Source organism: Muriicola sp. SD30 (assembly GCF_041205185.1).
In the GTDB taxonomy this organism is placed as follows: domain Bacteria; phylum Bacteroidota; class Bacteroidia; order Flavobacteriales; family Flavobacteriaceae; genus Muriicola.
In genome coordinates, this window is sequence record NZ_JBGEWB010000002.1 from 811,022 (window position 1) to 828,891 (window position 17,870).

17 protein-coding genes are annotated in these 17,870 nt (G+C 42.4%); 8 read left to right on the plus strand and 9 right to left on the minus strand.

What is annotated here, in order from left to right; translation table 11 throughout:
- The first annotated feature begins 4 nt into the window (after positions 1 to 4).
- Complete coding sequence (locus AB8P51_RS08760) at positions 5 to 961, plus strand: GSCFA domain-containing protein (protein WP_369748430.1); 957 nt, start codon at positions 5 to 7, stop codon at positions 959 to 961.
- Positions 962 to 964: 3 nt separating this feature from the next.
- On the opposite strand, the gene AB8P51_RS08765 is transcribed toward AB8P51_RS08760, so the two are convergent.
- The 3 genes from AB8P51_RS08765 to AB8P51_RS08775 all read right to left on the minus strand — a co-directional run bounded on the left by AB8P51_RS08765 (position 965) and on the right by AB8P51_RS08775 (position 3,640).
- The gene (locus AB8P51_RS08765; RefSeq protein WP_369748431.1) at positions 965 to 2,719 is read right to left on the minus strand and encodes an aromatic amino acid hydroxylase; all 1,755 of its coding nucleotides are present in this window, start codon (positions 2,717 to 2,719) and stop codon (positions 965 to 967) included.
- A gap of 119 nt (positions 2,720 to 2,838) precedes the next feature.
- Complete coding sequence (locus AB8P51_RS08770; RefSeq protein WP_369748432.1) at positions 2,839 to 3,414, minus strand: DUF4136 domain-containing protein; 576 nt, start codon at positions 3,412 to 3,414, stop codon at positions 2,839 to 2,841.
- A gap of 67 nt (positions 3,415 to 3,481) precedes the next feature.
- Entirely contained in the window at positions 3,482 to 3,640 is a 159-nt protein-coding gene (locus AB8P51_RS08775; RefSeq protein ID WP_369748433.1) for a DUF5522 domain-containing protein, read from the minus strand.
- 130 nt (positions 3,641 to 3,770) lie between these two features.
- Here AB8P51_RS08775 and AB8P51_RS08780 point away from each other — a divergent pair, with 130 nt between their 5' ends.
- Genes AB8P51_RS08780 through hemL form a run of 4 tightly spaced genes read left to right on the plus strand, consistent with a single transcriptional unit; the run spans position 3,771 to position 7,198 of the window.
- Positions 3,771 to 4,178, plus strand: coding sequence for a hypothetical protein (locus tag AB8P51_RS08780; RefSeq protein ID WP_369748434.1), 408 nt, complete (start codon positions 3,771 to 3,773; stop codon positions 4,176 to 4,178).
- Complete coding sequence (locus tag AB8P51_RS08785; RefSeq protein ID WP_369748435.1) at positions 4,178 to 5,086, plus strand: 1-aminocyclopropane-1-carboxylate deaminase/D-cysteine desulfhydrase; 909 nt, start codon at positions 4,178 to 4,180, stop codon at positions 5,084 to 5,086. The genes AB8P51_RS08780 and AB8P51_RS08785 overlap by 1 nt, the downstream gene beginning before the upstream one ends.
- Complete coding sequence (locus tag AB8P51_RS08790) at positions 5,083 to 5,904, plus strand: glucosaminidase domain-containing protein (protein WP_369748436.1); 822 nt, start codon at positions 5,083 to 5,085, stop codon at positions 5,902 to 5,904. The genes AB8P51_RS08785 and AB8P51_RS08790 overlap by 4 nt, the downstream gene beginning before the upstream one ends.
- Before the next feature lie 4 nt (positions 5,905 to 5,908).
- Positions 5,909 to 7,198 (plus strand): glutamate-1-semialdehyde 2,1-aminomutase, encoded by a 1,290-nt coding sequence (gene hemL / locus AB8P51_RS08795; protein WP_369748437.1) that lies wholly within the window; start codon positions 5,909 to 5,911, stop codon positions 7,196 to 7,198.
- A gap of 30 nt (positions 7,199 to 7,228) precedes the next feature.
- Here the strand turns inward: hemL and AB8P51_RS08800 are convergent, their stop codons facing one another.
- The 3 genes from AB8P51_RS08800 to AB8P51_RS08810 form a co-directional block, all read right to left on the minus strand.
- The gene (locus AB8P51_RS08800; RefSeq protein ID WP_369748438.1) at positions 7,229 to 7,672 is read right to left on the minus strand and encodes a hypothetical protein; all 444 of its coding nucleotides are present in this window, start codon (positions 7,670 to 7,672) and stop codon (positions 7,229 to 7,231) included.
- Between the two features lie 164 nt (positions 7,673 to 7,836).
- A complete protein-coding gene (locus tag AB8P51_RS08805) occupies positions 7,837 to 8,001 on the minus strand; it encodes a hypothetical protein (RefSeq protein ID WP_369748439.1) in 165 nt (54 codons plus the stop codon).
- Between the two features lie 198 nt (positions 8,002 to 8,199).
- Positions 8,200 to 10,695, minus strand: coding sequence for a zinc-dependent metalloprotease (locus AB8P51_RS08810; protein ID WP_369748440.1), 2,496 nt, complete (start codon positions 10,693 to 10,695; stop codon positions 8,200 to 8,202).
- A 266-nt stretch (positions 10,696 to 10,961) separates the two neighbouring features.
- Here AB8P51_RS08810 and AB8P51_RS08815 point away from each other — a divergent pair, with 266 nt between their 5' ends.
- Together AB8P51_RS08815 and AB8P51_RS08820 are read left to right on the plus strand one after the other, a co-directional pair.
- Entirely contained in the window at positions 10,962 to 11,570 is a 609-nt protein-coding gene (locus AB8P51_RS08815) for a hypothetical protein (RefSeq protein WP_369748441.1), read from the plus strand.
- A 355-nt stretch (positions 11,571 to 11,925) separates the two neighbouring features.
- Positions 11,926 to 12,330 carry a hypothetical protein gene (locus AB8P51_RS08820; protein WP_369748442.1) on the plus strand — a complete coding sequence of 135 codons (405 nt, stop codon included), beginning with the start codon at positions 11,926 to 11,928 and terminating at the stop codon, positions 12,328 to 12,330.
- Positions 12,331 to 12,386: 56 nt separating this feature from the next.
- Here the strand turns inward: AB8P51_RS08820 and AB8P51_RS08825 are convergent, their stop codons facing one another.
- The 3 genes from AB8P51_RS08825 to lysS form a co-directional block, all read right to left on the minus strand.
- Positions 12,387 to 13,820: a DASS family sodium-coupled anion symporter gene (locus tag AB8P51_RS08825; protein WP_369748443.1), complete on the minus strand. Its 1,434-nt coding sequence runs from the start codon at positions 13,818 to 13,820 to the stop codon at positions 12,387 to 12,389.
- A gap of 97 nt (positions 13,821 to 13,917) precedes the next feature.
- A complete protein-coding gene (locus tag AB8P51_RS08830) occupies positions 13,918 to 15,318 on the minus strand; it encodes a PKD domain-containing protein (RefSeq protein ID WP_369748444.1) in 1,401 nt (466 codons plus the stop codon).
- 150 nt (positions 15,319 to 15,468) lie between these two features.
- The gene (lysS, locus tag AB8P51_RS08835; RefSeq protein WP_369748487.1) at positions 15,469 to 17,157 is read right to left on the minus strand and encodes a lysine--tRNA ligase; all 1,689 of its coding nucleotides are present in this window, start codon (positions 17,155 to 17,157) and stop codon (positions 15,469 to 15,471) included.
- A gap of 148 nt (positions 17,158 to 17,305) precedes the next feature.
- Here lysS and AB8P51_RS08840 point away from each other — a divergent pair, with 148 nt between their 5' ends.
- The gene (locus tag AB8P51_RS08840) at positions 17,306 to 17,461 is read left to right on the plus strand and encodes a YqaE/Pmp3 family membrane protein (protein ID WP_129605687.1); all 156 of its coding nucleotides are present in this window, start codon (positions 17,306 to 17,308) and stop codon (positions 17,459 to 17,461) included.
- Positions 17,462 to 17,870: the final 409 nt, after the last annotated feature.

Consider the following 17,870-nt stretch of genomic DNA (forward strand, 5'->3'; position numbering starts at 1 on the left):
AGAAATGGAACTTCAGACACATGTTCCGCTTGATAAGGCACCGATTCCAATATCATATGATAGTGAAATAATGCTGCTGGGATCCTGTTTTGCTAATCATATTGCTTCCAGGCTTACTTATTTTCAATTCAGGAACAGGGTAAATCCTTTCGGCACACTTTTTCATCCTCAGGCGATAACAAATCTGATAATCCGTTCCATTAAGGGTAAAAAATTCAGGAAAGAGGAATTAATTTACCACCAGGAATCTTGGCATTCTTTTGAAGTTCATTCTGAGATGAGCAGAGCTGAGGCTGATGATCTCCTTACCGGTTTGAACACTGGACTGCAGGAGCTGCGAGAATTTCTCCTAAATGCTTCTCACCTGGTCATAACCCTGGGTACCGCATGGGGTTATAAAAGCAAAGACAAGGATTCCTGGGTCGCCAACTGTCATAAAGTACCGCAGAGTGAGTTTACAAAGATCCTTTCAACCCCCGCCGATATAAAGGAACATTTGTTTAATGCCCTAACCGCAGTTTTTGAGATTAACCCGGAAATAGGCGTATTATTTACAGTTTCGCCGGTAAGACATCTCAAAGATGGGTTTGTTGAGAATCAGAGGAGCAAGGCACATCTCATGGTTGCTGTTCATGAGCTTGTTGAGCAATTTTCAAATGAGAAGGTCTACTATTTTCCTTCATATGAATTGATGATGGACGAACTACGAGATTACAGGTTTTACGAGGCTGATATGGTACATCCCAATGCGCTCGCTGTTAATTATATCTGGGAGAAATTTAGCCCAGTGTGCATTGATGACAAAGAACATGCTGTAATGCTTTCTGTGGAGGAAATTCGGAAGGGTTTAGCACACATACCGTTTAATCCCCATTCAGAGGCTAACAAAGCCTTTAAATTGGCTTTGGGGGAGAAAATAGATGACTTAAGGAAACGCTACCCCTTTATGAAATTTGAGTAGGCTTTAGCTGATCACCCCCGCATTGTTTACCAGGCTGATTCCGTCATCGATCAGGTGACCCAGATCAGGATGTTCCTTTTTCACTTCGTGAAGATGGTCCAAAATTTCCCGGGCAAATGCCTGATCATTATTATTTTTGGCCAGTTCATATAATTCTACCGAAAGCAACCAGTCATCAGGATAATTATTGCAGATTTCTTTAAAGACCTTATTTCTGGATATGGTGGTATTGGTTCCTTCCCTGAATTCCCTGATCTGCCGATAGAGTAATTGTAATTTTCTGCGTTCGGGAGAAATAACCGGTTTAATGGTGGTACTTGTCACTTCATGTGTGATAAGGTCAAAACTCGACAGGTCGGCCGGACCGTTAAAAGCTGAGACGATCTTTTCTCCTACAGCCATATTGTAAAGTCCGCTTGACGGATCAAATAATACAGTGTCTCCATGGGTTACCGTACAGTCTTTAAATGTGATCAAAATGATCTCTCCTCTCAGATTTCGGGTTCCCGTAATGATTTCACCCTCTACCTTTATCCCTCCTTCAAATTCAAGGGAAATTCGCTCCCCTTCATAGATATTGTAGGCTTTAAGGTCGCGCGGACTCATATCCTCAATAGCCAGGTTGATTCCTTTTAGTTTACCAATAGGGGAGCCAAATCCGTTGGGGTGGTGCTTAGTACTGTGCCCCACCAGTTCTTTTTCCCGGTAAGATAAGGCTGTTGGGCCTTCAGTCTGAATGTAGGCAGCCTGATTCTGATGTTGAATGACCTTATTGAATGCTCCTGAGATCTGCAATCCTGTACTAAGTTCCAGGGTACATAATTCCCGGGATGCGATCACTTTTTTTACGCCACTTAACCCCCCTTTTCTCAAGGCCATGGTATTGGCAAATTCTTCTAAAACCTGACTCAGATAGGCAAAGTCGGGAGTGACAAATAATTGGGGTTGAGGTTTTGTAATGTCGAAGGAAGTATGTGCCGCTTCAATGGAATAGGGCACTTTTTTCACCTTATCGGTCATACACCAGGCACTTTCCCCAATGGAAGACAAAAGGCCTGCTCCATATATTTTTGGATGCTCAATACTGCCGATCAACCCATATTCAACTGTCCACCAGTGCAGATTACGTATCAATGCAATTTCACTGGGCTCACCCATATTGTTTTGTAGATCCTCGATCTTAGCCTCGGCCTCATCGATACTGGTCTGTGGTGTTCCCGATGCTTCTTTGATTATGGATAAATGCCTTACGGCTTCATATAATTCGTGATCCTTGGCATTCGAAATAGCCTTGCATCCGATTTCCCCAAACCTCCGTAGGTATTCTGCGTATTCCGGGTTGGCAATGATAGGGGCATGTCCGGCCCCTTCGTGAATGATATCCGGGGCGGGAGTGTATTCAATATGTTCAAGCTGGCGAATATCACCTGCGATGACCAGTACGTTATACGCCTGGAATTCCATAAAAGCAGAGGGGGGAATAAACCCATCAACTGCTACTGCTGCCCACCCAATTTCTTTCAATATCCTGTTCATTCCGTACATATTCGGGATATGGTCTATTGAAATACCAGTGAGTTTAAGGCCTTCCAAATAAGAGTTATGAGCAACCTCACTGAGGTAGTCTACGTTTTTTCGCATCACATATCGCCAGACAGCCTGATCGATTGCTGTATATTCCTCATAGTTCTGAGGTTTTATATACTGCTTCAAATGTTCGGGCAGTTTGTCTAGAATGGGATTGCTTTCGTAGCTCATTACACAAATTTATTCTGTCACTCAAAGGTAAGAAAACAAGACCACAAAGCCATGTCTCAATCAGTGTCAACCATTGAGTAAAATTCATTAAAAAACCGCCGGGAAGGCGGTTTTTTATTTTAACTGGAAGCCAGCGTATTTGGAGGGTATTTCTCCAAAATTTGGGATACAAATTGCCTTATCCTCTCTTCCTTTTTCTCGATGTTTCCTGTATTGTTTAAGGTTCCCACGCCTCTTCCCTGCCAAATCAATTCTTTAGAGCTGGTATCGATGAGGTCAATATACAATGATCCTTCTGTACGGGTACTTATATTATTTCCCCAGCCCGGGCCTCCCCATAGCCATGGATTCCAATAGCCCCATCCGGGACCCCAACCCCAACCCCAGCCCCAGCCGGCATTGTTATATACGTCAACTCGTTCACGTTCTTTGGTAAAAATACTGACCAGAAGGTCTGGATTTTCAGATTTTACAAAACCCTTATTGGCCATTTCATTTTCAATGGCCCTCAGGATTCTCTTTTTATCAAGATCCGAAATTTGGGCTTTGTCTATCCCGGTTTTGTAAAATGCATAACTCTTATAGGTGTTAAAATCTGCGTTGCGGTCGTAGTCGGCAATAACTCTTACTGAAACACATGAACTCGCCAGAAACATTAGGGCGAGAGGGAGAAAAAACAAAATCTTCTTTTTCATAATACGGATTTTTTTAGTGAACCAATACTGTATATTTCGCTCAAATATCATGCCGAATCACCACATTTCAGGATCTTTTTCCGCTCGGATTAAAGCCGTAAGGGCAGTGTCTGCAATTACTTTCACAGCAGTACCCTCTTTTTAAATGGTATTGCTCGGTAAAAACCTTATAGCCTTCTTTTGAAAGGTAGAAATCTCCTTCTTCCAGTGGTAAAATCCTTTTCACTTGAGTTTTCTTTGATGCCTAAGAGTAAAATTACTGGTTTTCCTGTTAATAACCCATAGCTGTAATCGGTATTATGCCGGTATCTTTACTCCTGATAGCTAAAGGGATATGACCTTTAATTGTGAGTAATTTGTCGAAGATCTTTTTAAAGTTGCGCGAAAACGTCTTAATTTTAGGAAGACAGGATAGTGTACATATGGTGATAATCAGTAAGTATTTTTTTTACAGGAATTACGTAGGTCTTTCTTTATGGCCTTTTATTATCCTTAAAGAACCGGAACTTTCCCATGACAGAATTCTGATCAATCACGAACGTATCCATCTCAGACAACAGGCCGAAATGCTTATTCTGCCTTTTTATATTTGGTATATTAGTGAATGGGTACTTAAATCCATTTGGTATTTAAGCACTTATAAGGCGTACCGAAACCTTAGTTTTGAACGAGAGGCCTACCTTCACGAATCGGACCCGGAATACCTTTCTTCCAGAAGCAGGTTCGGATTTATAAAATATCTTTGGTTGACAAATCAGGGCTAATGTTGATTTTGCCCACAGATTTCATAGAACTTCCGGGACTTAAGGAAAAACATATCAGTCTTTATCTACGACGAGAAGACATGATACATCCTACACTCTCCGGAAATAAATTCCGAAAGTTAAAATACAATATAGAAGAGGCTAAAAAACACAAATGCGAAACCCTCCTGACGTTTGGAGGTGCCTATTCAAATCATATTCCTGCAACGGCCTTTGCTGCTTCTTCGAATGGGATGAGTTCGGTTGGAATTATCAGGGGAGAAGAGCTGGCCGAAAGCTGGCGAAAGAATCCAACGCTTGTTAGTGCTGCGGAAATGGGGATGGATTTTGAATTTGCGACACGCAAAGAATATCGGTTGCGTGAAAATGCAGATTATCAGCAGAGAGTTCTTCAGCGGTACAAAGCGGCATATTTAATACCTGAAGGAGGCACAAATGACCTGGGGATAAAGGGTTGTGAGGAAATTCTGCTCCCTGAAGATAGCCGATTTGATATAATATGTTGCCCGGTAGGCAGCGGTGGAACCCTGGCAGGCCTTAGCAGGGCGGCTGGGGACCATCAGAAAATATTGGGATTTCCGGCATTAAAGGGAGATTTCCTGCCAAGCTTGATAGGAAGATATACAGAAAAGGAAAACTGGTCGCTCATTGATTCTTATCATTTCGGGGGTTACGGCAAGATTACAACTGAGTTAATCACCTTTATCAATTCCTTTAAGGAAAAGACTAAAATCCCCTTAGATCCCGTTTACACGGGAAAAATGATGTATGGCATTCTCGATATGATAAAATCGGATGCATTTAAAAAGGGAACCAAGATACTGGCAATTCACACAGGTGGTTTGCAAGGGATTAAAGGGATGAATGGAATTTTGAGAAAAAAGAACTTACCTTTGCTAAGCATATGAGGAAGATTTTTTTTATAGGAATAATGGTTGTCCTGGTCTCTGCCTGCGGGACAAAAAAACGTACTACATACAGTAAAAAGAATTCCGGAACAACCACTGTTGAGAAGAACAGGAAGGACGACACCGGACTCTACCCCATGCCTGAGGACAATGGAAGATTTATGGAATTTCCCATTGCCTCCATTCAGGATTATATCGATACCTTTTCAGAAATAGCTCAGTTTGAAATGAAGGCATATGGAATCCCGGCGAGTATTACCCTGGCTCAGGGCATTCTCGAAAGTGGCTTTGGACGAGGAGAACTTACACTGAAGACCAATAATCATTTTGGAATAAAATGTCATACAGGATGGGACGGACCTTATGCACTCCACGATGATGATGAAAGGGGCGAATGCTTCAGGAAATACAATCATCCAATGTATTCCTTCCGGGATCACAGTTTGTTTTTGACCACCAGATCTCGATATGCATTCCTTTTCGATCTGAGAAAAGACGATTATAAAGGCTGGGCATACGGCTTAAAGAAAGCGGGTTATGCAACAGACAGGAAATACCCCCACAAGCTTATCTCCTTTATCGAACGATACAAACTGTATGAATACGACACAGCTGTGTTGCAGCAAGGGTATGTGGTTGAGAAAAAATCTTCATCGGGGCGGTTTAAGGTTCATGTGGTAAAGGAAGGCGACACCCTTTATTCCATTTCCCGCAGGTATTTGGTTTCTGTGGAAGAACTCAAGGAACTCAATGCCCTGAATGACAATATCATTTCCGTGGGACAGGAGCTTAGAATACAGTCCAATAAGATCAGATAATCCTATGAAGTACGAAAGGAGCAGTGCCCTGTTCAAGGAGGCACAACGCTATATTCCGGGCGGAGTTAATTCACCCGTTAGAGCATTTAAGGCGGTGGGAGGCACCCCTGTTTTTGTAAAAGAAGCTAAAGGTGCCTATATATATGACGTGGACGGCAACAGGCTTATAGACTATATTTCTTCCTGGGGTCCGCTAATATTGGGTCATGCCTATGAACCCGTTATTGAGGCCGTCATAAAAAAAGCAAAAAAAGGCACTTCTTTTGGTATGCCTACCGAAATAGAGACCGAACTGGCCAAGCTGGCGATCTCCATGGTTCCCAACATCGAAAAGATCAGGTTTGTCAATAGCGGAACCGAAGCCTGTATGAGTGCTATCAGGCTTGCAAGGGGTTTTACAGGAAAGGAGAAGATCATAAAATTTGCCGGGTGTTATCACGGCCATGCCGATGCATTCCTCATCCAGGCAGGGAGTGGAGCTGTAACCTTTGGAAGTCCCAATAGTCCGGGCGTGACCGCTGGTACAGCCAAAGACACCCTGCTGGCCAACTACAACGATCTTGAGAGTGTTGACGCCTTGCTGGAGGCAAATAAAGATAAAATAGCCGCTATAATCATTGAACCTGTAGCAGGCAATATGGGCTGTATTATTCCCGAGGACACCTTTATTCATGGTTTGAGGGAACGCTGTACAGATAATGGTATTCTCCTCATCTTCGATGAGGTAATGACAGGGTTTAGACTGGCACCGGGAGGAGCCCAGGAGGTGCTGGATGTCAAAGCAGATATCGCAACCTACGGAAAGGTCATAGGCGGGGGATTACCAGTGGGCGCCTTTGCCGCAAAAAAGGAGATCATGGATTATCTGGCCCCTGATGGTCCTGTATACCAGGCCGGCACATTGAGCGGAAATCCGCTGGCCATGAGTGCAGGACTTGCAATGCTGACTGCCCTGAAGCGAAACCCCGGAGTGTTCGATAGCCTTGCTGAGAAAACGGAATATCTGCATAAGGGAATAGAGGGTATTCTAACTGATCATGGAATTGCCCATCAGATCAACCGTTTTGGCTCCATGATTTCAGTACATTTTACCGAAGAGGCTGTTAAAGATTTTCAAGGAGCAGTAAAGGGGAATAACGATACTTTTAAAAAATACTTCCACGGGATGTTATCCAAAGGGGTGTATCTTCCACCAAGTGCTTTTGAAAGTTACTTTCTCAATGATGCGTTATCCTACAAAGACATTGATTTTACCTTAGAAGCATTGTCACAGATCGCTCCGGATCTGAAATAAAAAAGGGCCAAATTGGCCCTTTTTATTCATTTATCGCTTCCCGCGACGGTTTTGGTCTCTTTTGTGCTTGCGCCCTTTTTTATGGTGCATTAACTTCTCCCATTTCTCGAATTGTTCCTGATTGAGGATGGATTTTAGCTTTTCCTTGCTGGCAATCATCCGATCGAGGCGCTCATTCTGCATGGCAAATTTTTCATCAGCACTGAGTTCCTTACGAGGAGAATCGGCCCGGTCTTCTTTCCTCGACTCCATTTTTTCCCTGCGTAGCTTGTTATTTTCCAAGTGAAATTCCTGAATCTGCTCCTGCTGTTTCTCTGTGAGATCGAGGGCAAGGGTCATCTTTTTGGTTTGCAAGGTTGCCATTTGTTCCGGTGTCAGGGGATCTTCTGCGTGGCGCGGTCCGTGCCGATGTCCTTCCTGGGCCATGGCACTCATACTGGCTATGATAAACATAGCGATAAGAAATTTTTTCATGTGTTATTAATTTAAGTTATACCCTTAAGACCTGAGGTACAACAAAAGGTTTATCTCAAAACCTGAAATTAAGATGAATTTAACTCATGGACTATAAAAAAAGGAAAGGCCTGCTAATTGCAGGCCCTTTCTTATTGATTTGGGGATATGAAAAAGGTAATTGCTTATAAAGGCTGGTCTGTATCCTGGTTAAAATCTTCAGCTTGCGTCTGAACGAGTTGTAACTCTTCAGAAGAAGGCTCATTCATATTGTTTTCCATTTGACCGTAGATGACAACTGAAACAACAAAACAAATCAGGTATATGAGACTTTTTACTTTATAAGACATGATCTGGGGGTTTTTATTTATATCACTAATATAGACCCTTAAAGAAGGCAATTTGGAGGAATGTTGTGCAATAGCAGTTCTGATGTGGTGAAAGAACCTAAAGTTGTGGTAAACGGAGAAATTGGGTACTAGCTGAAAATAAAAAAAGGTACCGCTCACAGAGGAAACAGTACCTTTTAAAGAGGGTTGTAATTTTATTTAACTCGGATCCAGGATCTTTTCTATGCGCTTGGCGATGTCCTGCAAGTGATATTTGCTCATTCTGTCTGAAGTCCGGTTAGCTGCATTTAATGCCGCAGATCTCAGCGTAGTGAGTTCTGCTCTGGCGATAGATCGAATGTCGGACTGACTTGTAGTTACGGCTGTTGATTTCCGGTACCCGCCAAAATCAGGCAATTTACGCTGGTTTTCAGCATTCATGAGGTATTCGAGTCGGTCTACATAGGCCTTTTGCAGATTCCTGCGATAAGTGTCTATGGTTCGCCCGTACCTGAGTTCAGACCAGATCCCGCTTCGCAAGTCGGTCATAAGGTCGACCAAGGTATAAGCTTCATTCCCGTGTATGGCCTCGTATTCAACCAACCTGGCCAATTTACCGAGGCTCAACAGGTTATTCAGAGCACGAACCTGTAGGGCTCTTACTCTTTCCACTGAACCAGAGTACTCAATCTTCGCAAAAAGGTCTGGATTGATAAGCCACTCAGGAGTTTCAAAGAGCTGGTCGTGTAAAAAGGCGACACAATTCTCCTGATGTTCCTTGGGGACATAGGTATAAACGGCCCCTTCCTGATCGTAGGTCTTGTGATTTTCGTAGACTCCTCCGATGTTGTTGGAAACATGACCCATATACCTGTTGTATTGAGAAAGCACCTGACCGTATAAGGTTTCAAGGTCATCGTAATTTTTTCCATCTTCCTGGGTCCATTCAATCAGATTGGGAACGATACGCTTTAAGTTTTTAATTCCGTATTCGCTGGCGAGGATAGCGTTATCTCCAAGATCTTCAGTTTGTGAACTGGGATCGACCACATCACCCACTTGTTGATGTCCGAATCTATACATGGGATCTCCTGCATGCTCAAGGATCCATGAATCAAGGATAGATTTTTCATCTTCAGCAGAAACATCCGGAATAGGTTTATACCCCCATTTGATAGCATATTTGTCGTAAATACCAATATTAGGCATTAAGGCGACATCCCCATCTTCTGGTTGTGCTACGTAGTTAAATCGGGCGTAGTCCATGATAGAGGGAGCTGTTCCATATTTCTTCGTAAAGGATTCGGAGCGAAGAGAATCAACGGCATAGGCAACACTGCTTCCCATATTGTGCGGTAATCCCAAAGTATGTCCTACTTCGTGGGAAGAGACAAACCTGATTAACCTGCCCATAACCTCATCTTTAAATTCAACCCCACGTGCCTCAGGGTTGATGGCAGCAGTTTGTACAAAGTACCAGTTACGTAATAGTGTCATCACGTTGTGATACCAGTTGATGTCGGCCTCCAGTATTTCACCACTACGGGGATCACTTATATGAGGTCCAGAGGCATTTTGAATGGTGGATGCCAAATATCTAACTACAGAGTATCGCACGTCTTCAGGTGACCATTCAGGATCTTCTTCCGGAGAAGGAGGATCTTTAGCGATGATGGCATTCTTAAAACCTGCTGCCTCAAAGGCTACCTGCCAGTCTTCTATCCCCTGTTTGATAAAAGGCACCCATTGTTCAGGAGTTGCCCGGTCTACATAATATACGATTGGTTTTTTAGGCTCAACCAATTCCCCATTCTTAAATTTTTCCATGTCCTCATCCTTCACTTCCAGTCTCCAGCGATCTAAGTAGGTGACGGTCTTGCTTTTTTGTGCATCCAGCCCGTAATCTACCTGTCCTCTGGCAAACCATCCTACACGTTCATCAAAATAACGGCGCTTCATGGGTTCTTCCGGAAGTAGGATCATAGAATTGTTTATCTCTATAGATATAGAACCTAAACTCTGATTAGAAGGAGGATTCCCGGCATTGTATGTTTTTACATGCCTGGCTTCTATATTGAGCGGGTAGCTCTTCAGCGATTCAATATAACTCCTGTCTGCGTCCAATCGCGTTGCCTTGTATCGTTTCTTTAGTCTGTCGGGCATACCCAGGGCCTGCACATCTTTGGTAAATAGTTCGTCAACCTGAATGACTGTTGCAGGATTCAGAGAGTCTTTCTTAAAAGCTTTAATATCGAAAGAATATAAGATCGGTTCAAAGTTGGAATTAACAACAGCTTCATGTACAGGAAGGGAATCTGCTGCTACTACGTCATAGCTTACTACCCGCAGCAGTACTTTTTTAGGTTTCTTCTCCCATCTCAGAACCTGTTTATTAATCTCTCCACCTCCGAAACCAATCCCTGAAGCTGCCTTGGCGATTCTACTAACCATTAGCATTTCACGATTGAAGAGGGAATCCGGAATCTCATAAAAATGAGAGTCATCTACTTTGTGAACATCAAAGAGTCCGGAATCTGTGACCGCATCTTTGGTAATTACTTTTTCATAGGGTTCAGGATCACCTTTCTTAGATTTAGCTTCCGGTTTAGAAACTTCGGTTTTCTTCTTTTTTTTGAAGAGCTGTGCCTCCGTACTTGGTGCGTACCCTACAAGTAACAGAATTACAAGAATCTTTGGGAGTACTTTTTTAATCATTTTCTGACTTTTAAGATTGAATTTTCCAAAGAACTGAAAATTTAGCCAAAAGTTCTGTTAAGGTTATCTTAAGTAGAGGTAGTTGTAGCAAAGCAAAACAGAAGGTTAAAAGGCAAGTAATAATGGACAGTTACAGGATTTTCAGAGTGAAAATTTGATAAGGATCACGCTGTGATCAGATTGTTAAACCTAAGCAAATGATGTAACATTTGGTTTTTTTCAAAGTCTTATAGATATAGCTTAACATTCATCTAATCAATCAAAAAATGAACAAATTAATTGTCCTATGTGGAATGGTTTTCCTGGGGATAACCTCCACACCGCAATCAACTGATCCCAACGATGTAAGTTCAGAAAATGAAATCACTTCTTTTGTTTTGTCAGAAGAAAACATCGATGCAATTCCTAGTCATCTAATTCCAGAGAATTGGATATGTACTGAGGAAAAAGAATCAATAACCCTGGAGCTTACCTCTATCCCTTATCTGGAAATTGAAGAAGAGGTTGATCTGGGATTTAATACAGCAGAATACCTACCTGGGAATTTTGATCCACAAAAGTTCTATTTCGATCTCTCTTCAGTAGTATATCAGGACTTGAGCAAAGAAAAAGACTTTATTGGAAATTTAAGCCGCCATCTGCCTGAAGGATTCGATCCTTATGCTTCTCCTGCCGATTTTATGGATATTTCTTATATAGATGAAGAAGATATAGAGCTGGGGTTTGATACAAGGGACTACCTCCCTGTCAATTTTGATCCTTATAAAAAAGAACTGGATTTAAATTCCATAGTTTATCTCGAAGAAGAAGAGGTAGAATTGGGTTTTGACACCACAATATTTCTGCCTGAGAATTTTGACCCATACAGTCTGTAGTGAGCTGTATTAATACCAATTTTATTTAATCACTTATTTGAATTAGTTAGCGGAAAAGCCCTTGGAAAGCAGGGGCTTTTTGTTTTGGAAGAATAATTAACCACCCAGGACCTTACTTAACAAAAGTTTAACGCACATTTCACGACTGGTTTTACTGCAATAAAAGCTGCCGGCTGGTACACTAAATGTGTCATTTAGACCTTATTATTATCAACTTGATAATGAAAATCTATAGAAATTATCAAAGTAATAATATGTACTTATATTACAATATGTTAATCATTTCTCAAGTACAATAAAAACGGGGCTTTGGGGTTATATCTTTGCTTTATAATTAAACCAAAAAAAAGGCATTATGAATATACATATTTTAAAAATCAGCACACTTTCACTCTTAGTAGCGGGGCAAATGGCCTTTGCGAATGGAAATTTACATGACAAAAATCTGAACCTTGAGGATATCATCTATCTGGAGGAAGAAACAGCTTCTCTCGATTTCGATACAGATGCGTATCTGCCAGAGGATTTCAATCCTTATGCAGGACCAGTGAACGTTTTACACGTGAGTTATATTGAAAAGACAGAGGAGATTGATCTTGGATTTGATACTCTGGAATACCTCCCAGAGGGATTCAATCCTTACCAATGTGATTTTGACTTAAACTCTATAGAGTATATCGATGAAAATGACCTCTTTGAACTCGATTTTGACACCCGGGAGTACCTCCCCGTTAATTTCAATGCCAGCATTGGAAGGTAAGAAGTAAGACAATAGTTTATTGAAGCTCCGAAAGAAATTTCGGAGCTTTTTTTTTATTAAAACAGCAAAGGCAGGATAAATTGGAACATGATGATCAGCAGGGCCACTGAGATCAGGTTGAGGATAATCCCTGCCCGGGCCATTTGGTGGACTTCTATGTATCCGCTTGCAAAGACGATGGCATTGGGGGGTGTAGCCATAGGGAGCATAAAAGCACAGCTGCTGGCAATAGTGACCGGGATTAATACATGCAGCATAGGAATGTCAAGGCCAATAGCAATTCCTGCCACTACGGGAGCCAGAACAGCCACAAGGGCCACATTGCTCATCAATTCGGTCATAAACAGCATTAAAAGGATAAGCAGGGAAACGGTAAAGAGAACTGATAATTCACTTTGGGCAATGGCATCGGAAACCACATCAACAATACCGCTACTGGCCATGCCGTTGGCAAGTGCCAATCCTCCTCCGAACAGAATCAGAATTCCCCATGCCAGTTTACTGGTGTCATTCCATCGTATTATAAAATCACCCTTTCGCAAATTATATGGTATTGCAAAAAGAGCAATGGCTCCTGTCATAGAGATGATGGTATCTGAGAGTCCGAGCGAAGGAATCATTCCATTGATGACCGTTCGAAAGACCCAAAGAAAAACAGTGACTCCAAAAATGGCGAGCACCATCTTTTCTTTCCCCGATGTAGGCCCGAGTTTGCTCAACTCATCCTGAATCACCTGGCGGGACGCCGAAAACTGTAGTTGATTGTTGGGAAACATCCATTTAACCAGGACCCAGTAACAAATAAAAAGTAATAAGGCCGAGAATGGAAGGCCAAAGGTCATCCATTTTAGAAAGGAAATCTCAATCTGATACTGATTTTCAAGCAACCCGATAAGTACTGAATTAGGAGGAGTACCGATTACGGTAGCGATACCTCCTGCATTGGCCGAAAACGCAATTCCCAGCATTACACTCAGGGCAAAATTTTTATCGTCCTTCGTAAATCCGTCCTGATCATGGATTAACAAACTAATTACAGACATGGCTATGGGCAGCATGACCACCGTACTGGCTGTATTACTGATCCACATACTAAGGGCTGCCGTGGCAATCATAAAGCCCAGTACAACCTTGTTGGGTGTGGTTCCTGTAATCCTTATGATGGTGAGCGCTATCCGCTTGTGAAGGTTTACCTTTTCAAGCGCAAGGGCTAGTACAAAACCACCGAAAAAAAGGAAGATTATAGGACTACCATAATTAGCGCCGACCTCGGCAATGGCCATTACATCGAGACTGGGGAACAATACAAGGGGGAGGAGGGCTGTTACCGAAATAGAAACTGCTTCAGTAATCCACCAGACAATCATCCAGGAGGCCGTGGCGATGACCGCATTGGCATATACCTTGCCTGGTAGAAGGTCAGGTAAATTAATCAGGATAATAAAAAGCAGCGGTCCCAGGAATAGGCCAATTTTTTTACTCAAAGCCATGGATCGAAATTTAAGGCCTAAGCTATACTTAAAATTTTAGTTGGGAAAATAAAAAAGGGAGCTGTCAGCTCCCTTTTTAGAACATGGCAACCAACCCTTACGGACTCAGATCAATGAGCATCAGATCATTATCACAAGCTCCGTAGAAGATTTTAATTTCGTTTTCCTGATCATAACCGGCAATAAAAAAGAGGGCATTGTCCTTTTTTATAAGTTCAGGAAGGTAATTTCCGTTGTACTTTAACTGGGCTGTCTGAGCACCTTGTGCGTTGAATTTTCGCAGGTATTCATCCGTTGAGATCACAAAAGAATCTCCCAGTTCAACCAGGGCCTGAATTGTTGAACTCCCTTCAAAGAAGGTCTTATTTATCGTGTTACCCTCAGCGTCGGTTACCCTGAGTTCACCATGACTGTACATTACCAAGTTCCCATTGCTGAGGCGTGTAAGTTGATAGCTTCCGTTAAGTCCGTTACAATCCTCAACATTTTCAGAAAGGGAGGTGTCCTCATAGATCACATGACTGGTCACATTTAAATCCCCATCTAAAAAGATAAGTAGGGGTTGATAGTCTGAAACATAAGGCAGAGAAATATTTTTTGAGAATACAGCTCCATAAGCTACATATCCGCCATCTATGGCTATCATATCTCCAATCATAGAATCGGCCGGGCCAAAGTTATTTAGCACTACGGCAAATGCGTCACCACTACTATTGCGTTTCTCTACTGCCGTTTTGTAGAGTCCACCTTCTTCCTCTGTTCCGAAATAAAGGTAATCTGAACCGGCTGTAAGAGCTCCGTAGCTGTGTTTTGTGGCAGAACTCACCGCATTGAGCAGCGTCCAAACGCTTGTATAATTCAATTCCTGAGTACCGTAAAGTCCGCCCAGGGTTCTCGCAAAGACAAAGTTCATTTTCCCTGACGGGTAGAAATTAACAAATCCGCTTCCCGAATTATAAGGCTTATCCGCAATATAGTTTGAAGCGTATTGAAAGTTCTCGTCAAATTCCCGGTAGAAGAACTTTGATCCTCCCACGCCCTCATTGTCCTGGTACAACTCCAGGGAATATATATTTCCTGTAGTGGGATTTACCCCTACTTCCAGAGGAAGGCCGGTAAACCCCTCAGGGATCTCCGGAAACAAATAGGAGGCTTCAATAACAATGACGGTAACAGTTTTGGTCTGCGACTTGCTTTCCTGTTCATCATTGGTAACTGTAAGGGTGATATCATAACTTCCACCTTCTTCAAAACTGACAGAAGGACTTTCCAGCTCACTGCTGGTTCCATTGCCGAAATCGAACAAATAGGATGTTGCTCCTTCTGAACAATTGCTGAATGTCAGCATCTCACCAACATTGATAGTGGTGGAGCTAAGTTCAAAACAAGCCTTCAGGGCTACGCCTTCGTCCGGATTTTCGTCAATTAAGGGGTTAGCGTCTTCAGAACACGCGAATAAGAGAATCAGGCATACGCCCAGTAGGTAGTATTTTTTCATAAACACAGATTTGAGGTTCCACGTTTATAAAACGCCTGACTGGCGATGATATTTGAAAAATTAACAGCTTTTCGATGAGATGCACGCTGTATAACTACCTGAAAATAAATATTTTAGATAATTTTAACAGGTTGTTCATCGAATAGGGTCCTATTGGAGGATACAGAGCAGGTTTTTACCCTCTTTTACCACTTTTACCAAACCGTGGGCATTAAGACCTTTAATCCCCTTATCCCAGGCCTTATTACTTAATCCTACCTTTTCTTTAAGGGATAAGAGCGGCATGGGATTTTGCTGTTTCAGGTAGTCCAGAATAAGTTTTTCATTCTCCTTGAGCTCCGGTGCTTTCTTCTCAGGACGCATTTGCGGGAAAAACAGCACCTCTTGTATAGATGCGTTATCTGTCATTAACATCACCAGCCGGTCTATTCCGATGCCAATCCCGGAGGTTGGGGGCATTCCGTATTCAAGAGCCCTTAGAAAATCCTGGTCGATAAACATGGCCTCGTCATCTCCTTTTTCGGAGAGTTTTAATTGATCTTCAAATCGTTCCCTTTGGTCAATAGGGTCGTTTAACTCAGAATATGCGTTCGCTATTTCCTTCCCATTCACCATTAGTTCGAAGCGTTCGGTGAGTTCCGGATTAGTTCTGTGTTCTTTGGTAAGCGGACTCATTTCTTTGGGATAATCAATAATAAAAGTGGGCTGAACATAGAATTTTTCACAAGTTTCCCCAAAGATCTCGTCAATCAGTTTGCCTTTCCCCATGCTGTCATCTGTCTCAATACCCAGTTTTTTTGCAATGCTGCGTATTTCCTCTTCGTCTTTTCCATTGAGGTCGTGACCGGTGTGTTCCTTTATGGCTTCAAGCAAGGGTACTCGTGGATACGGGGCTTTAAAATCGATTTCATTTTTCCCCACCTTCACCCTGGTGCTCCCATGTGCATCAAGGGCTACTTTTTCAAGGAGGCGTTCTGTTGTCTCCATCATCCAGTTATAGTCCTTATAGGCCACATATAGCTCCATAACCGTAAACTCCGGGTTATGGGTACGGTCCATCCCTTCATTCCTGAAGTCTTTTGAGAACTCATAAACGCCTTCAAAGCCCCCTACAATAAGTCGTTTGAGGTATAATTCGTTGGCAATACGCAGGTATAGCGGGATATTAAGGGCGTTGTGATGGGTGACAAAGGGCCTCGCGGCGGCACCTCCGGGAATGGGTTGCAGGATGGGTGTTTCCACTTCAAGGTAGCCCATGTCATTGAAGAAGCCGCGGATACTGTTGGTTATCTTTGTCCGTTTAACAAACGTCTCTTTAACTTTCGGATTAACAACGAGGTCCACATAACGCTGGCGATAGCGCTGTTCGGGATCGTTAAACTCGTCATAGACGTGTCCATCTGCATCTTTTTTGGGCAGTGGCAGGGGCCGGAGTGATTTACTCAGCAGGTCGAAATGTTTTACCATTACGGTCTTTTCACCTACCTGGGTTGTAAAGAGTGTTCCTTCTACGCCAATGATATCTCCTATGTCGAGCAATTTTTTATAGACCTCATTATAGAGCGTCTTGTCTTCACCGGGACAGATCTCATCCCTGTTAAAATAGAGTTGTATTCTGCCTTCGCTATCCTGAAGTTCTGCAAAGGATGCCTTTCCCTGAATACGTCTCGACATGAGACGACCGGCCACAATCACTTCCTTTCCTTCCTCGTAGTTCTGTTTGATCTGAGCAGACCTGGTATTTACCGGGTAGAGATTAGCGGGATAGGGATTAATTCCCATCTCCTTTAGTTTAGCCAGTTTTTCCCTTCGTACTACTTCCTGTTCAGACAGTTGCATATTCCCAAAATTGAGCTGCAAATATAGCGACATGCAGCCAATCTATCAATCAAAATCATGCGTAGTAGAGAAAAATCAATTGGAATGCGGTGTAACATTTTATCTTTATTTGATACTGATATAGTACATCAATCAAAATCAAATCAAAATGAGCTTTATACGCGTATTGCTCGCCATACTCTTTCCACCCCTTTCGGTTATAGGAAAAGGTTGTGGCTCTTTTATTATCGTATTCTTATTAACACTCTGTGGCTGGGTGCCCGGGGTTATCGCTGCCCTTATCATATTGAATAATCCCAACTAGGTAAAAGTTTGCAATTGCATCAATCCATAGACTGCCGAAAAAATCTTACCCCGGCCCTAAAGGGTGGATTTTTTCTATTTCTACAGTGAATTTTGCTCTTTTTAGGGTAGGGGAAACAAAATTGACCCAGTAGTTGTTGATTTGTATTTTAACCTATTAAGTTGTAACAGCCTTTTTGTATTGGCCGAAAAAATCTTACCCCGGCCCTGAAGGGTGGATTTTTTCTATTTCTACATTGAAGCTTGTTCCTTTTGGGGTAGGGAAACAAAATTGACCAAGTAGTTGTTGATTTGTATTTTTACATATTAAGTTGTAAAAAGCCTTTTAGTATTGGCCGAAAAAATCTTACCCCGGCCCTGAAGGGTGGATTTTTTCTATTTCTACAGTGATTTTTGATCCTTTTTGGTTA

What these genes read in the sequence shown, in the direction of transcription:
- AB8P51_RS08815 (WP_369748441.1), top strand. Translation starts at nt 10,962, where the DNA reads ATGAACAAATTAATTGTCCTATGTGGAATGGTTTTCCTGGGGATAACC.
- AB8P51_RS08830 (WP_369748444.1), bottom strand. Translation starts at nt 15,318, where the DNA reads ATGAAAAAATACTACCTACTGGGCGTATGCCTGATTCTCTTATTCGCG.
- AB8P51_RS08790 (WP_369748436.1), top strand. Translation starts at nt 5,083, where the DNA reads ATGAGGAAGATTTTTTTTATAGGAATAATGGTTGTCCTGGTCTCTGCC.
- hemL (WP_369748437.1), top strand. Translation starts at nt 5,909, where the DNA reads ATGAAGTACGAAAGGAGCAGTGCCCTGTTCAAGGAGGCACAACGCTAT.
- lysS (WP_369748487.1), bottom strand. Translation starts at nt 17,157, where the DNA reads ATGCAACTGTCTGAACAGGAAGTAGTACGAAGGGAAAAACTGGCTAAA.
- AB8P51_RS08760 (WP_369748430.1), top strand. Translation starts at nt 5, where the DNA reads ATGGAACTTCAGACACATGTTCCGCTTGATAAGGCACCGATTCCAATA.
- AB8P51_RS08825 (WP_369748443.1), bottom strand. Translation starts at nt 13,820, where the DNA reads ATGGCTTTGAGTAAAAAAATTGGCCTATTCCTGGGACCGCTGCTTTTT.
- AB8P51_RS08770 (WP_369748432.1), bottom strand. Translation starts at nt 3,414, where the DNA reads ATGAAAAAGAAGATTTTGTTTTTTCTCCCTCTCGCCCTAATGTTTCTG.
- AB8P51_RS08820 (WP_369748442.1), top strand. Translation starts at nt 11,926, where the DNA reads ATGAATATACATATTTTAAAAATCAGCACACTTTCACTCTTAGTAGCG.
- AB8P51_RS08805 (WP_369748439.1), bottom strand. Translation starts at nt 8,001, where the DNA reads ATGTCTTATAAAGTAAAAAGTCTCATATACCTGATTTGTTTTGTTGTT.
- AB8P51_RS08840 (WP_129605687.1), top strand. Translation starts at nt 17,306, where the DNA reads ATGAGCTTTATACGCGTATTGCTCGCCATACTCTTTCCACCCCTTTCG.
- AB8P51_RS08810 (WP_369748440.1), bottom strand. Translation starts at nt 10,695, where the DNA reads ATGATTAAAAAAGTACTCCCAAAGATTCTTGTAATTCTGTTACTTGTA.
- AB8P51_RS08765 (WP_369748431.1), bottom strand. Translation starts at nt 2,719, where the DNA reads ATGAGCTACGAAAGCAATCCCATTCTAGACAAACTGCCCGAACATTTG.
- AB8P51_RS08800 (WP_369748438.1), bottom strand. Translation starts at nt 7,672, where the DNA reads ATGAAAAAATTTCTTATCGCTATGTTTATCATAGCCAGTATGAGTGCC.
- AB8P51_RS08785 (WP_369748435.1), top strand. Translation starts at nt 4,178, where the DNA reads ATGTTGATTTTGCCCACAGATTTCATAGAACTTCCGGGACTTAAGGAA.